Below are 16140 nucleotides of genomic sequence, written 5' to 3' on the forward strand. Positions count from 1 at the left end.
AGCTTAGTTAGTAGTGCTGTCTTACTAGTAAGAAGCTTTAATTCCGTTGAGGAGTTCAGGAGTGAGGTTCTTTTCAAGACGCGGCCATGCTTTTGCACGAACGTAGTCTGCCATCTGCTCAAGCTCCTGGGTGGTGAACATAATAACTTCGATGCCTGCTTCAGAAAGCTTTTTACGGTACATTTCGTCTTCGCTTTCAGCCATAAGGAATGAATTCTGTGATTCATCACCAAATGCAGTTGCAACGATTTTCTGATCTTCTGGGCTCATGCCTTCGAAGAGTTTTTTGTTCATTACATACTGTGTAGACTCAAAGTTAACGTTGTACTGGTAGTACTCCTTAATTACATCGCGGAAGCCGAGGTAGTTAAGGTTTGGAGGGCCGCCGAGCCAGCCGTCAACAACGCCGGTCTGCAATGCAGAGTAGGTGTCGGTGTAAGGCAGGGAAGAAGTACGGAAACCGAGTTCTTCTGCGCCGAATTTAAATACGTCAAGACCAGGTACACGGATCATGAAGCCTTTTTCAACGCCAGGCTTGCTAGCATTTTCAAGCGGCTTAACAGTACCTACGCCGATGAAGCCTTCACCGTAGTAACCAAGGAATTTTACACCGAGAGCGTCATGCATTTTTGCCATTTCTTTCGGGAGAAACGCATCCTTATCGTATACTTTACGAGCCTGTTCGTAGTCTCGAGCAATATAAGGAAGGAAGCCTACACCGAGACGAGCGTCAAACTGGTCAGGTACGGTGATGTGGGCGATGTCGATGGAGCCACGGATAATTTCTTCATAAAGCTGGCTTGCATCACCAAGCTGGTTAGCCGGGTAAATTTTAACTTCGATGCGGCCATCAGTTTCTTTTTCGATACGAGCTTTAATGCGCTCAGCTGATTTCTGAGCCATGTGTTCTGTTGGATGCTGGGTAGCAAATTTAAGAACAACTTTTTCGGTTTTCTTACCTGTAGGTGCTGCCTGATCATCGCCGCCGGTACATGCGGTAAGACCAAGTGCAGCTGCAAAACAAAGCATAAGTGCAGCAATACGTTTCATTACAGTAACTCCTGAAAAATTTTGATAAGACTCTGAGTTCCCTCAGAGCACTCCTCTCAAGTGAGTGTGTCTCCTCACGGATTCTTTCATTGCTTGGAGTGTGCCATATTTACAAATCCTCATGTTTCTAGTTGTTTGGTTGAAGTGGAGAGTGCTACCTTTAAAAAAGTAACATGAAATATAGAATTAAATGTTCACAAAAGCGGGACAGTCTGTCTTTTGTGTTCACAAAAACGGAACACTGAGTTCGATCTTAGGAGATTTAGAATTTGTTATATGTGATAATTTGCTGTCTATAGTCTGTAATGGGGCTGTGGGTAGGGTGATGCAGTGTGTTGTTAGTGGGTTGAAAGTAGGTATTTCTGCTTTCAAAATGAAGGGAGAGTAAGTTTTGAAGAGGTTTTGTTTGGTTGAACAAACAAAATGTTCCGTAAAAGTGAACAGTTAGCTGCTTGCTCGTTCACTTTTTAGTAGGGAAAGGTCGTTAGATAGGACTATCTGGAAATATCGTGTTCTTTCATCAGAACATAAAGGCGGGTGCGTGACAGACCGGAAAGTTTGCACGCTTCTTTAATGGAACCATTGGCCTGACGGATGAGATTTTCAAGGTATACTTTTTCAATCTGTGCAATGCAGGTAGTGCGAAAAGCCTTGAATGCTGGGAACTCATTGCTAAAAAGGGATGAAACAACATCAGCAGGTACTGGCTCCAGAATGCTGGAATCGTCTTTTTCTTGGAACGGTGGTTTTTTTTCCGCAGGGCGTAGCATTTTACCGGCAGCACGTGCACGGATGTCTACAGGCAGATGTTCTGGATAGAGCGTTGGTTCACCTTTTGCACGCATAATAGTGCGTTCAAGTGTCTGCACTAACTCGCGAACATTGCCCGGCCACTCGTAGTGCATAAGTATGGCAATGAGCTCATTTGAGAGCGTTTTGGTGGAAGTGCTGTATTTAGCGCAGAGTCGCGCTGTGTGGAATTCTGCAAGCGCCGGAACATCTTCAAGACGATTTCGTAATGGGGGGATTTCCATGGAACAGGATTTTAGTCTGTAATACAGGTCTGTTCTGAATGTGCCGTCTTCGCACATTTTTTCAAGATTACGGTTTGTTGCAGCAACAAGACGGAAATTACTCGTTTTTTCAGAAGTAGACCCGATCGGGCGGTAGCGTTTTTCCTGTAATACGCGCAGGAATGCAGACTGAGTAGGAAGAGGCAGTTCGCCGACTTCATCTAAAAAGAGAGTTCCCCCGTCTGCTTGTTCGATAACACCCTTCTGGGATGTGGTAGCTCCGGTGAATGACCCTTTGATGTGCCCGAACAGTTCGCCTTCCACAAGATTTTCTGGAATAGATGCACAGTCGAGAACCACAAAAGGACCTTCTGCACGATTGCTGTTTTCGTGGACAGTACGAGCAACAACTTCCTTACCTGTACCAGTTTCACCTGTGATAAGAACGCTGGCGTCACCAGTGGCAGCTACGGAAAGGTTTTCTAGAACAGAATGCAGGGCGGGGCTGTCACCAATGAGCGATTTTCGTTTAATAATACGTTCAGACCATTCTTTGTTACGCTCGCGGAATTTAAGCGCACGTTCCATAGAAAAAGTAATCTGCTTTAAGCTGCTTCCTTTTTCTATATAGTCCCAGGCGCCATTTTGAATCGCCAGTTCCGCGCCGTCAGGATCGCCTGCACCAGTAATAATGATTACATCCGGCTGTCCCTTAGAGGAGCGAATACGTGGTAAAGCGTCTAGCCCGCTACCGTCTGGCAGGCGTACATCAAGAAACACAAGGTCGAATGACTCGCTTTGCAGTACCATAAGACCGTCAGTAAGGTTACTGGCGGTGGATGGGGCATATCCGCTGTCATCTGCTAGTTGTGATATGATGTCGGAAATGTTGGGGTCATCATCAATGATCAATATACGAAACATCACGGCTCCAGCGTTTCTCAAACTCTGTGCGATGCGAAAACATATAGAAGTACTGTAGACTCTACATTAGCTTTTATATGGAATATGCAATCTGTAAGGCAAGCTTTAGTAAACGACAGCACTGTATTAATCAAGCTATCTGAATATAATACGCCATACTATGCAAATGTACAAAAATGAAAAATAGAAAGGTAACGTAGGCTGTTACAGAAGTAGTGTAGATAGTTAGTATGCAATACCAGCAACCTTTTTACAAAATATATTGTTATGATTAGTAAACTCTTCTCTTCTTTGCGAAAGGCAAATCCGGTGTATCTGGTACTCATGTTGCTGTTGGCACTATGTGCGACGTTTCCGGTGTATTTGTACTTATATGAAAATACACGTCTTACTGATCCGTTGTCCGCCACTGAGCGAAACTGGCTGGCAGAACTCGACCGTCCCATCGTACTTGCGGTGACACCGGATACGCGTCCGCTGGAGTTTGTAAATGCCAGGGGCGAGTATCAGGGGATGGTTGCAGATTACATGCACCGAGTTGCTGAAGATTTGAACATAGAGTTTGAAGTGGTAGAAACTGCTAATATGCAGGAACTGCTGAAGCTTGCAAAAGAGCGCAAGGTTGATGTGATTGCTGCATTTGCGGGTAATCCTGCAAATACGGATTTTATGCTGTTTACGAATCCATATCTTGAGTTGTCCACAGCGATCCTTGCGAACAGAAGCGAAAAAGATCCACTTACGCTTTCCCTCATAAGTGAAAAGAAAATGGATTTGGCACTTCCTAAAGGATATGACGTTCTTTCCTATGTGGAAAAATTTTATCCCAATATCCATGTTCAAACCACATACAACTATCTTGCCGCGTTGTTGCACGTTTCGTTTAATGAAATTGATGCAACCATCATCTCTCTTCCTCAGGCAAGCTACTTTATTGAAGATAAAGGAATCACAAATCTGCGTGTGGCGGGATATACCGACTATCGTTTGTATTACCGAATGGGTGTGCGTTCCGATCTGCCTATTCTTGCGGACATTCTTCAGAAAGCCTTGGATAGCATCACGCCTGTTGAAAGACAGCGTATTTTAAAACGCTGGGTTCACTTACAGCAGGACTACCTGTCCGCGTTTATGTCCAGCCGTTTTCTTTGGTACATTATCGTCAGTGTCGCATCTTTTACCATTCTTGCCTTTGTGGGGATTATCCTCTGGAACAGAACATTGCGCCTGCGTGTGAATGAACGAACCAAAGAGCTTAAACGGGAATTGCAAGATAGAACGCGTTTTCTGGCGGCATTGGATCAGGCAGAAGACGGTATCTTTATTTTGGATACAGAAGGCATTCTGGAATATGTGAATGCGTCTTTGCTGCACCTTACTAAGTATACAGAAGAAGAAATGCTTGGGCGGCATATCTCTTTGTTACGAGGGAAAAAACACCCGCAGGAATTTTTTGAAGATTTGTGGACTGTCTTGCGTAGCGGTGCTGTATGGCGTGGTGAAACCGTCTATGTAAAGAAAACCGGTGAAGAAATTGCTGCGGAAGTTACAGCGACCCCTGTTTTTGATGAAGCAGGAAAGCTCATAAATATTATTGAGCTTATTCGCGATGTCACAGAAAAGCGGAAGATGGAAGAGCATCTGAAACAGAGTCAGAAGCTTGAGGAGTTGGGTACTCTGGCTGGCGGTATTGCGCACGACTTTAACAATATTATTGCAGCAATCTCCGGTTATGCAGAGCTCGCACTACCTTCGACAGAAGATGGAAGCCGTGCGCGCATAAATCTTGAGCGGATTCAGCAAGTGGCTGAAAGGGCGCGGGCAATGGTGCATCAGATTCTTGTCTTCTCCCGTCGCCGTAAAGCGGAGCGGGTGCTTGTAAATGTCTCTGCAATGGCAGAAGAGGTATTACAGCTTCTTCGTTCCTCATTACCTTCTACCATTGAAATAAAGAGTACGCTTTCCGATGACTGCACGGTTATGGCAGATGCCAGCCAGTTGCATCAGGTCGTAATGAACCTTGGAACAAATGCCGGATATGCCATGCGTAGAAATGGTGGTGCTCTGAACATTGCAACATCCACTATACAGTTGCTCTCTGAAAGAGCTCGTCTGATGGGGTTACCAACTGGGCAGTATGTTTCTCTGACTGTGGAAGATACAGGTGAGGGGATTTCAACACAGAATGTACGTCGTATTTTTGATCCGTTCTTTACCACCAAGCCTAAGGGTGAGGGTACTGGTATGGGACTTTCCATGGTGCATGGGATCATCACTAGTATGCGCGGTCATATTGCAGTGGAAAGTACTGAAGGCAAGGGAACAAGCTTTGTCATCCTTCTTCCGTACAGCAAAGGAGAGCAGGCAGAGAAAGGAACAACAGCTGCACTTATTACTGACGGCGACGGAAGCATAATGCTTGTTGATGATGAGATTGATCTTGTTAATGTCTATTCCGAGGCTCTGAACGATTTAGGATACGATGTCCGTTCGTTTAGTGATCCATCCGCAGCCCTCGAAGCATTTCAGACAGACCCGTATGCTTATGACCTTCTTATTACTGATCAGACAATGCCAAACCTTACAGGCGACAAATTGGCAGCTGCGATTCATGCACTGCGACCTGAAGTGCCTATAGTATTATGTTCCGGCTATTCTGATGCCATTGATTCCATCACCGAAGGAAAGAGTGGAATTCGTAAGGTATTATTAAAACCTTTTGAGTTAAGAGAATTAGCCAGAACTGTGCAGATATTACTACGAAGATAGTATGAAATCGAGCCGTGCAATCAAAAAAACATCGCTGACGATAGTTGGCTGTGGTATTGTGAAGGCTGGTTTAGAAGATAGCGATATGACAGGAGTAGCAATGCACACCCTTGTTTTTGATGTATATGGAACCCTTGTCGATACAACGGATATCATTACGCTGCTTGAAGTGAAATTAGGCGAGCGGGCTGCTTTTTTTGCCAAACAATGGCGGAATAAACAGCTGGAGTATTCGTATCGGATGGGATTGATGCGATGGTATAAGCCTTTTTCGCAGTGTATGCGGTACGCTTTTGAGTATACGTGTGAAGAATTCTGCGTTTCGTTTACAGACGAAGAAAAAGAGGCTTTATTCCTTCGTAATTTGTCGCTTCCGGCATTTGATGATGTGTCGACTGCTATGCCGAAATTTGCTCTGACCGATGCAGATTGTTTTGCTTTTAGTAATGGTACAGCAGCGGATGTTAATGCTGTGCTGACGTATGCCGATATTCGCCCTTATTTGCAGGATGTAATAAGCGTAGATCCGATCAAAATGTTCAAGCCTTCGCGTATTGCGTACATGTATCTGGCCGAAAGTATTGCACGCTATAAAGCCGGTATTGAGACCCCAGACATAGTCACAAAGCAAGAAAAAGAAGCGGCTGACGTTCCTCCACAAATAGCAGATTTGAATGCTCCAGAACGTGGTTGTCTGCATTATGTAGAATCCGGTATGGACGACGAGGACGAATCAGATACACATTCTCAGGGGAGCTCTTTATCATTACCGGACTTGAATACGGTCTGGCTCATTTCTTCTAACCCGTTTGATGTTATCGGCGCAAAAGTTGCCGGATTGCAGGCAGTGTGGATTCGTCGTTCAGCCTCAAGTGTTTTTGACCCATGGGGCGTTGAGCCGACCATTACTGTTGCCAATTTGACAGAGCTTTATGACGTGTTGCGATACCGGAATGTTATTATCCCAATGTAGTGAAACACACAGTGAAGAAGGGACATAGACATGGTTGAAAGATTATCAGAGAAACTTGACGCTCGAAGAGCAGAGTTCACAAAGATGGCTCCTCCATCAGCTCAAGAAGTGATGAAAAAGTCTGCACAACACCTTAAGGATTCAGGCCTTCTTGATGGTGCTAAGCATGTTGGAGATCGGGCTCCTGATTTTGTATTAAAAAATATTCAGGGCGAGTCTGTGGATGTCGGAGCGCTACGCAAAGATAGACGTGTGGTGATCTGCTTCTATAGAGGCGGTTGGTGACCATACTGCAACCTTCAGTTGAAGGCATTGCGTGATGTTCAAAAAGATATCGAAGCCCGTGGCGCAACCTTGATAGCCATCTCACCTGAGTTGCCTGACAACTCGCTTTCCGATGAAGATAAGCTTGCGATCCCGTTTGAAGTATTGACTGACCCAGACAACGGCATTGCCCGTCAGTTCGGGATTGTTTTTTCTTTAGATGAAGCGTTACGCGATATATACAAGAGCTTTAATCTTGATCTTGAAAAAGCGAACGGTAACGACAAATGGGAACTGCCGATTCCGGCTGTCTATATTATAGATACGGACGGAACCATTTTGTACACGTTTCTGGATACGGACTACACCGTCCGACTCGAACCATCTGAAATTTTGTCTCTGCTTGATACGCTCTAGCAGAGCCGTTGTTGAAAAGTCTCTCGATTGCCCAACAGCCTATAACGAACTATCGTCATAACGCACAACTTTGATAGAAACGCTCGCTAGGCTAGCGTTGGCAGTGGCTTGTCCTATTGTCACTTAATTGAGAGCGCAAAGATGGATGTCCTGTCCATCGAGACATCTATTCGAAAGCCTATGTAATAAAAAAAATCCCCGCTTGTGCTGATGTATAAGCGGGGATGCTTTGAGTTATCTTTTTTTACCGAACGAAATATCAAGTTTGCGCATTCTATGGCGCAAGGTGGAGGCGTTGACCCCCAAAAGTTGGGCAGCTCCTTCAGAGCCTTCAATCTTACCATTACAGTGACGCAGTGCTTTTTCAATGTACATACGCGTCACCTCATCCAATGTAGGGAATGTTCCCTGTGTCTCTAGAGTCGCGGACGTTGCGGCGGGAAACGCTGCGGGTGCGATGTTGTATGTGGGTTGAGGGAAAGGCGTTACGGTTGTTTCAGGTGAGGTGAGAATTGAGAAGGTTAAGGGAGCACCCTGTCCTAAAATTATCTGACGTTCAACAACGTTATGCATTTCACGCACGTTTCCCGGCCAATGGTAATTAGTCAAATTTTCAATGCCTTCAGGAGTGACCGCTGGTTGCTGCACACCAAGCTTTGCAGAACAGCTGGTCAGGAAGTGGGCAAGCAGTAATGGAATATCCATTTGGCGTTCACGTAATGGCGGAATAACAACTGGAAATGTGCTGAGTCGGAACCATAAGTCTTCGCGGAATTTTCCTTCATTCACCAGCTTTTTTAAATTTCTGTGTGTGGCTACGACTATTCGGGCATCTATGGGGATTTCAGTGTCACCGCCAACGCGCTCAATAGTTTTTTCCTGCAAAACCCGAAGAAGTCGAACCTGAGCATCCGGCGGAAGTTCGCCGATTTCATCAAGAAGTAATGTGCCGCCGTTGGCTCGTTCAAAGCGACCTTTGCGTTGCTGTACCGCACCGGTGAATGCACCCTTTTCATGTCCGAAAAGGACGCTGTCTACGAGAGAATCCGGAATAGCCCCACAGTTGACCGTGATGAACGGTTTGTCGTGTCGGGGGGACATGCGGTGCAGTGCGTTCGCCAGTACTTCTTTACCAACACCAGTTTCTCCTAACAGCATAACCGGCACATCTGTGTTTGCGACTTGAGAGATCATATTCATGGTCGTTTTCAAGCCAGTGCGTGCGCCGATAATGGTCTCACCAGCTTTTTTGGCGAGCTCTCGTTGCAGGAATTTATTGTCGTCCTGAAGCTGTTCCTTAACGGCTTTTAATTCATCAAATTTGAGAGCGTTGACCATAGCAATGGTAAGCGGGTCACCAAGGGAAGATAGGGCTTCTATTTCTTCTTCAGAAAAAGCATATGGCTTGGAGCGTAAAAAAGTAGCTACACCAAGCAGTTCTCCATCAATACGTAGATAACAAATGACACCGGAAAAATTTTTATGCCCTATGCGCTTGCTGACTTGTCGTGTGATCTCTTCATCGGAAGAGTTTTCAGTATATGCAGAAAGAACAGTCTCATCTGTAGCCTCAACCATGATTATGTCATGAATTTCTTTACTGATAATAAGGTCTGCAATAGGGCGTGTTTTGCCTTCATGCAATGAAATGATGTTATGCAGGATACGATTTTCATCATCATAGATGTCAAAACCGATCGTGTTTACAGGTAAATTTTCTTGAAGGTATTGGTAGAGGTTGGAAATTGCATTTTGCAGATCAAGCGTTGAACAAATGATATTCGTCACACTTCTAAAAAAGTCTTGTGGTGGCATAGGAGCCCCTTTCGTCTGTCGTATGTGATAGTTTTCTTCTGTTCTGTTAAATATAACAGGCATACTGTCAAATACAACAGTGATAGATGATATAAAATAACTTTAAGAAGTAACTTTTTGTTTTTACAAGGTTATTTTCTTGGCACGCAGCTTGCTAAAGTAAAAAAACTGCCGAACCAAATAAATCTGCACATTATCACCAAACATGTTTCACCGTAATGACTGCTTAATGTTGGCTTTTTATCTAATACGTCTACGAGACAATATTTCAAAAAAGCTAATGGTCATTGAGGCAGAAACAAACAGTAAAAAAGACCTTCGGCAGTGTTTAATTATTACGAACCAAAATGTTATGGAATGACCAATCTATATCGTTTGTTGGTTTAGCCTTATAAATTCATGACTTCAGAGTAATTCTTTCGAGGAGCATTATTCTGTATTTGCTGGGGAGCATTTCATGGAAAAATTTAGAGTTAGAAGTTTAATTTTTGTTCTTGCAGGGCTCGCATTGTTGGTTCTTCAGGGCTGTAATGGCGACGAAATGACAAAAGAAGCAGTCGTTATAAAACCAGTAAAAGCTGTAGTTGTAAGCGGGGGGGCTGGGTTTGTAGAACGTGCCTTCCCTGGAACCGTAGTTGCCGGTGAGAAAGCTGAGATAGGCTTTCGCGTTGCAGGTCAGCTAAGTGAAATTATTGTAAAAGCCGGTGAACACGTGAAGCGTGGGCAGGTGATCGCTACATTAGATACCAGCGATTTTCAGACTCAGTTACGTGGGTTGGATTCACAGTTGCTCGGTGCCCGTGCATCGTTGCAGGAGGCAGTTCTCAACTTTAAACGTAACTCTGTGTTGTTGAAAGACGATATTGTTTCCAAGGCAACATATGACAGCGCGCATAGTGTTTTTGAAAATGCACGTGCACAAGTGAAACATCTTGAGCAGCAACGGGAACAGGCTCGGCTTAATTTAGAATATACGGTGCTACGTGCGCCATTTGATGGTGTGGTTGCACAGACATATGTAAAGAACTTTGAAAACGTTCAAGCGCAGCAACGTATTGCGCGTCTGGATGATGTTAAAAGCCTTGATGTAGAAGTTGAGGTTCCTGAATTGGTTATCGCTATTCTTCGGGCAAATGCTTCAATGCTCAAAAAGCCTTCGGTTCGTTTTGCAGCAATGCCTAACAAGCTTTTCCAAGGTGAACTTAAAGAATTTGAGACTACTGCTAACGAACAGACCCGTACCTACACAGTAACAGTTTCCTTGCCACAGCCTGATGGTGTGAGCATCTATTCCGGCATGACCGCAGAAGTTGTCGGATCTTTTCCGGGTAATACAAACAGCAAAATTGAAGGTGTCCGCGTACCGGTTAATGCCGTTGCTGTAGATAAAGATAATGCGCCGTTTGTGTGGGTTGTTCAGAAGGATGGCACTGTAAAGCGTGTTTCTGTTGAACTTGGAGACATGTTGCAGGATCAGTATATTTTGAAATCGGGTCTTGATTTCGGCATGCAGGTTGTGACTGCAGGTGTGCACTACCTTAAAGAAGGACAACCTGTGCGAGTGCTGCAGGGCGAGATTGGAGAATAGCTGTCATGAGTCTTGGAGAATGGGCGATTAGTAAGCGCGTTACAACGCTTACTATCACTGCAATACTTATTGTTGGGGGGCTTTTCGCATACCAGTCCATGGGGCGATTAGAAGATCCGGAATTTACTATCAAACAGGCTCTGGTAATTACCACATACCCGGGCGCTACAGCAGAAGAAGTCACAGAAGAAGTTACAGATAGACTGGAAAGTTCTATTCAGCAGCTTGGACAGCTTGATAAGGTTACTTCCGTATCTATTCCGGGTAAATCCATTATCACTGTCGAAATTAAAGACAGCTATGACAAAGAAACCCTGCCTCAGGTATGGGATGAATTACGAAGAAAAGTTGGCGATGCTCAGGGCCACTTGCCTCCGGGTGTCAATTCATCCGTGGTCGTCGATGACTTCGGCGACGTGTACGGGATTCTATATTCCGTAACAGCAGACGGGTATTCATATAAAGAATTGCAGGATTACGTAACGTTTTTACGTAAGGAACTGCTCCTTATTCAGGATGTTGCAAAAGTAACTGTTTGGGGCGAACAGCAAGAGGCTGTGTTTATCGAGATGCCGCGCGCAAAATTGCGTCAGCTAGGTGTATCAGCTCAGTCCATCCTTGATGCTCTTAAACAGCGAAACCTTGTTTCCGATGCCGGTAATGTTCATGTCGGCTCTGAATACATTCGCATATCTCCATCCGGCGGAATAACCTCTGTCGAGGCACTGGGAGATATTTATGTAACGGACGAAGGTTCTGGAAAATTAGTATATCTGCAGGATCTTGCGACCATTACACGCGGATACATCGAGCCTTCTACAAATATTATGCGACAGGGTAGCACTCGTTCGCTTGCTGTCGGAATCTCTCTGGCGTCAGGCGGTAACATTGTTGATCTTGGTGATCGCGTTACCAAATGCATTACCGCATTAGACAGTTCTACGCCTGTCGGATTTGAAATTAAGCCTGTGTACTTTCAGCCGGACTACGTAACCAAAGCGGTTGATGGCTTTGCAGTCAGCCTGCTTGAAGCTGTGGGTATCGTAGTAATTATTTTGATGGTCTTTATGGGCTTGCGAAGTGGCTTGCTCATTGGTGCCGTACTGTTAATCACCGTTTGTGGTTCATTCATCTTCATGAAGATGATGGACATTCAGCTACAAAGAATTTCACTCGGTGCGTTGATTATTGCGCTGGGGATGCTGGTAGATAACGCCATTGTTGTCACGGAAGGCATGCTCGTACGTATTCAGCAAGGTGAAGATAAGATAGCGGCAGCGCGTAGTGTTGTTGCGCAGAACATGTGGCCGCTTCTTGGTGCAACTGTCGTAGCAGTTTTGGCTTTTGCTGCAATTGGTCTGTCTTCTGACTCTACTGGCGAATATTGTGGCTCTTTGTTCTGGGTTTTACTCATTTCATTGATGCTTAGTTGGGTAACAGCTCTGACCATTACGCCGCTCTTTTGTGAGATGTTTCTCCATAAGAGTAAAAACGGAGCGGACGTTGATCCGTATGGCGGATTCTTATTCAGAGTGTACCGTAAATGCCTGAGAGCGTGTTTGAACCATCGCTGGCTAACTGTTGGTACTTTACTCGTAATGCTGTTCGCCTCTGGCTATGCCATGAAGTATGTTGACCAGATGTTCTTCCCGGCATCAACACAGCCACAGTTCTTTATTGATGTGTGGAAACCGGAAGGGTCTGATATAAGTTCTGTTAGCAATGATTTGAAAGTGCTTGAGAAAAAACTGGCGCAGGATGAGCGTGTAACGTTCACCACTACATTTGTAGGTGCTGGCGCTCCGCGTTTCATGCTGGTTTACAACCCAGAGCAAAACTATCCGAACTATGGTCAGATTATTGTGACAATCGAAGATTATCACAATATTCCGAAAATGATCGACGAATACAGAGCATATACGAGTGAGACATTCCCTGAAGCGTTCTTTAAGTTTAAAAAAGTACGCCTTGGTCCGGGGCGAGATGACCCTATTGAGGTGCGTTTTTCCGGTCCAGATCCAGAGGTGCTTCGTGCTCTTTCTCGTGAAGCTCAAAATATATTTAGCGAAAACAGTAACTCTCGTGGGATTCGCGATAACTGGCGTCAGAAAGCAAAAGTTGTTGTTCCAGTACTTAATGAACAGGCTGTACGTCGTGCAGGGCTAGATCGTCCTGATATTGCGCAAGCGCTTAAGGGTGCTTACGTTGGTGTGCCGGTCGGAATATATCGCGATGGCGACACATTGCTTCCGATTGTTGTACGTCCACCGGAAAACGAGCGTTCTGATGTTGGGTCTGTGAATTCTATTCAGGTTTTCAGTAAAGTTTCCAACAGCATGGTTCCTTTGGGACAGCTTGTTTCAGAATATAAAACTGAATTTAAAAATAACGCATTACATAGACGTAACAGAAAACTCACTATTACCGTTTCGTGTGAAGCCAAAGTTGGACTCCCGACGGTCTTGTTTGAAGAAATGCGTCCACAGATTGAATCAATCAAGCTTCCGGCCGGCTACGCTATGGAGTGGGGCGGTGAGTATGAAGATTCTACCGATGCACAGGCTGGTTTATTTGCAACCATCCCGACAACCATCGTACTGATGATTATCATCACTATTGCGCTCTTTAACTCCTTAAGAGAGCCGTTAATCATTTGGCTCACAGTTCCGCTGGCAATTATCGGTGTCGCCTGGGGACTGCTGGGTGCAGGCCAGCCATTCGGCTTTATGGCTCTGCTTGGTTTTCTGAGCCTCATGGGGATGCTCATTAAAAACGCAATTGTGTTGCTGGATGAAATCAACCTGCAAATTCGTGAAGGTAAAGAGCCGTTTGCAGCTGTACTAGACGCCTCTGTAAGTCGTGTTCGTCCTGTAATGATGGCAGCCAGTACAACTGTACTTGGTATGCTTCCGTTGCTTGCTGATGCATTCTTTGTATCAATGGCAGTAACCATTATGGCAGGTCTTACCTTTGCAACAGTGTTGACACTGATTGTAGTGCCGACGCTTTACGTAATTCTGTTCAAGATCCGTGAACAGGTAGCATAATGTATGAAGGGCGTACCCTTTTGGGTACGCCCTGATAACGGCTTCCTAATATTGGAGGCACAAAATTTGTTTCCCACCATGCACCTTGCAGTAATAGGGATAGTAACGCTCCCCCTTAGTTGTTACGCTCTCCTCGAGCCCTGTTCTGCAAAAAAAGCCCATGTGATTAATCACATGGGCTTTTCGTATGTTATCGAACGTGGACAACGGGGAAGCGCGGTTTAAGCGTAATGCCGGCCCGTTTCCTGATGGCGTCTGCGTGTTGTTGTGCATCTTTCAACAGCGATTTTTCATCAAATGTCAGAATCTCTTTGTCCTTCATCAACCATTTACCGTCACACATGGTGTGGGTAACGTTTGTTGAATGCATGGAGTAGACAAGGCTGGAGACAGGGTCATGTACAGGAACAGAACCGGGCATAAGAGATGGCTTGATGATAGCAAGGTCTGCCTTTTTGCCTACGCTTAGTGAACCGATCTGATCGTCCCAAAGCAGTGCTTTTGCGCCGTTGACTGTTGCCATTTCCAGAATGGTTTCTGCAGGGACAGTCGTTGGGTCGAGGGTACGACCTTTATGGATGAGTGCAGTAAGGTACAATTCGTCCATCATGTCCATGCGGTTGTTGCACGGTGCACCATCTGTTGCAATGGTGACGCAGATCCCTTGTTTAAGCATTTCCGGTACTGGAGCAAATCCCAGTACGCGCATTGCTGCACCCGGATTGTGAGATACTTTTACATCGTGCTTGGCGAAGAGAGCTATTTCATTTTCTGTAAGCCATACTGTGTGTACTGCAAGAAAGTTAGGGCCGAGTGCGCCGAGTTTGGCGAGATGCTCAACCGTTGTTGATCCGCGCGTTTCGCGGACAAATTCTACTTCTTCCTTAATCTCAGCCACGTGCATGTGGACGCCGACATTCAATTCATCTGCAAGTTTTTTGGTGCGTACAATAAGTTCATCTGAGTTGTTGAAAATCGTGCGTAACCCGAACCAGCAGCGAATACGGTCACTTTCGGCACCGTTCCAGCGTTTGATGAGGTCGAGCTGGATATCAAGAGTTTCGTCTGTTGTTTCCTGTCTATCTTCAGGGATACCTTCGCCACAGTCCATAGTGGAGCGGGCAAGGATGCCGCGGATGCCGGCTTTGGTGACGGCACGTCCCATTGCATCAACGTGCTGTCCACCCGGTTCTGCAAAACAAGTGACACCGGAGCGGATAAGCTCTGCACAACAGGCAAGAGCGGAAATTTCTACGTCTTCTTCGGTCATAGCCAACTCATACGGCCATGTGCGTTCATGCAGCCATGTGAGAAGATCTACGTCGTCACCGAGCCCGCGACCTAGTTGCTGACACAAATGCACGTGTGTGTTGATTAAGCCGGGAATAACGATGGAGTCTGTGCAGTCAATAACTTCTGCATCAGGAGCAAGATCGTGCGGAGCAATTGCGCCGATAGCAGTAATGCGGTCATCAGTAATGAGAATGTCGCCGTTGACGAACATTTCTCGATTTTCGTTCATGGAAAGAATGAGCGCATTGCTCAAAAGTACTTGCGACATGTGTCCTCCGCGAAGGGATCGTTCATAAAAAAATATGCTGTTTGGAACTGACCTTTGCAGGCAACAGCATCGAAAAGTCACGAGGGCAATATGCCTGAGAGTGCATACTGTCAATTCAACATATAGTGAGACATTGTACGAGACATATTGAGGTAGAATAAAACGGATCAAGTCTGCTCCAACGCAAGAATAATGCGGATCAGCGCGTTTTGGAGTGGACGTTAGGGAGTGAATATACTACACATATCAATCGGCAACCAAGCTGCGGGAAACAGCTGTTGCCGCCGGTGTCGGACCTATATGCTGTACATATCTTAATTGTATGATTGCAGTATACTAGGAGGGAATCCGATGTGGCTTTTATTTGGTTAACCATTGAAGAATGACTTGAAGCAGGAAGGCTGTTTGTGAAGCTTGATTTTATTCAAGTTTTACATATATGTTAAAAACGTTGAGGGAATGCCTTTAGCGTAATGCTCAAGTGTCATTTTTTCTGTAAGGAGTTAGTAGGTATGGGACGAGTACTTAAAGATCGTTATAAGCGTGAGTTTGTTGAGGTTATATGTCCAATATGCCGTAAAACTCAAATTATCGCTGTTCCCGAAGAGCCAATGCCGAAATGCGACAAGTGCAAGCGGGAGATGGTCATTAAGGAAGTTTTGACCGAAGGGAAATACTAACTCTTAGTGGTTATATCTTTTTTATTTATTATGGGAGAA

Annotated in this window: 11 protein-coding genes; 7 read left to right on the forward strand and 4 right to left on the reverse strand. The window is 45.2% G+C overall.

Going from position 1 to position 16140, the window contains the following annotated elements; translation table 11 throughout:
* Positions 1-24: 24 nt before the first annotated feature.
* Complete coding sequence (dctP, locus tag ACZ5V1_RS01810) at positions 25-1050, reverse strand: TRAP transporter substrate-binding protein DctP (protein WP_160714034.1); 1026 nt, start codon at positions 1048-1050, stop codon at positions 25-27.
* A gap of 494 nt (positions 1051-1544) precedes the next feature.
* Entirely contained in the window at positions 1545-2987 is a 1443-nt protein-coding gene (locus tag ACZ5V1_RS01815) for a sigma-54-dependent transcriptional regulator (RefSeq protein ID WP_464390330.1), read from the reverse strand.
* A 267-nt stretch (positions 2988-3254) separates the two neighbouring features.
* Between ACZ5V1_RS01815 and ACZ5V1_RS01820 the strand changes: the two genes are divergently transcribed.
* The 4 genes from ACZ5V1_RS01820 to ACZ5V1_RS01835 are packed head-to-tail and all read left to right on the forward strand — an operon-like array spanning position 3255 to position 7410.
* Entirely contained in the window at positions 3255-5756 is a 2502-nt protein-coding gene (locus tag ACZ5V1_RS01820; protein WP_464390331.1) for an ATP-binding protein, read from the forward strand.
* A 1-nt stretch (position 5757) separates the two neighbouring features.
* The gene (locus ACZ5V1_RS01825) at positions 5758-6729 is read left to right on the forward strand and encodes an HAD-IA family hydrolase (protein ID WP_464390332.1); all 972 of its coding nucleotides are present in this window, start codon (positions 5758-5760) and stop codon (positions 6727-6729) included.
* A gap of 30 nt (positions 6730-6759) precedes the next feature.
* On the forward strand, positions 6760-7014 hold the full coding sequence (locus tag ACZ5V1_RS01830; protein WP_464390333.1) for a hypothetical protein: 255 nt from the start codon (positions 6760-6762) through the stop codon (positions 7012-7014).
* Positions 7015-7032: 18 nt separating this feature from the next.
* Positions 7033-7410, forward strand: coding sequence for a peroxiredoxin-like family protein (locus ACZ5V1_RS01835; protein ID WP_464390334.1), 378 nt, complete (start codon positions 7033-7035; stop codon positions 7408-7410).
* 234 nt (positions 7411-7644) lie between these two features.
* Here the strand turns inward: ACZ5V1_RS01835 and ACZ5V1_RS01840 are convergent, their stop codons facing one another.
* A complete protein-coding gene (locus ACZ5V1_RS01840; protein WP_464390335.1) occupies positions 7645-9225 on the reverse strand; it encodes a sigma-54-dependent Fis family transcriptional regulator in 1581 nt (526 codons plus the stop codon).
* 457 nt (positions 9226-9682) lie between these two features.
* Here ACZ5V1_RS01840 and ACZ5V1_RS01845 point away from each other — a divergent pair, with 457 nt between their 5' ends.
* Positions 9683-10813: an efflux RND transporter periplasmic adaptor subunit gene (locus tag ACZ5V1_RS01845; RefSeq protein ID WP_464390336.1), complete on the forward strand. Its 1131-nt coding sequence runs from the start codon at positions 9683-9685 to the stop codon at positions 10811-10813.
* Positions 10814-10818: 5 nt separating this feature from the next.
* On the forward strand, positions 10819-13860 hold the full coding sequence (locus ACZ5V1_RS01850; RefSeq protein ID WP_464390337.1) for an efflux RND transporter permease subunit: 3042 nt from the start codon (positions 10819-10821) through the stop codon (positions 13858-13860).
* A 190-nt stretch (positions 13861-14050) separates the two neighbouring features.
* Here ACZ5V1_RS01850 and ACZ5V1_RS01855 read toward each other — a convergent pair whose 3' ends face one another.
* On the reverse strand, positions 14051-15421 hold the full coding sequence (locus ACZ5V1_RS01855) for an amidohydrolase (protein WP_464390338.1): 1371 nt from the start codon (positions 15419-15421) through the stop codon (positions 14051-14053).
* A 512-nt stretch (positions 15422-15933) separates the two neighbouring features.
* Here ACZ5V1_RS01855 and ACZ5V1_RS01860 point away from each other — a divergent pair.
* Complete coding sequence (locus ACZ5V1_RS01860; RefSeq protein ID WP_160714052.1) at positions 15934-16101, forward strand: hypothetical protein; 168 nt, start codon at positions 15934-15936, stop codon at positions 16099-16101.
* Positions 16102-16140 lie beyond the last annotated feature (39 nt).

It is taken from the genome of Halodesulfovibrio oceani subsp. galateae, from assembly GCF_055397225.1.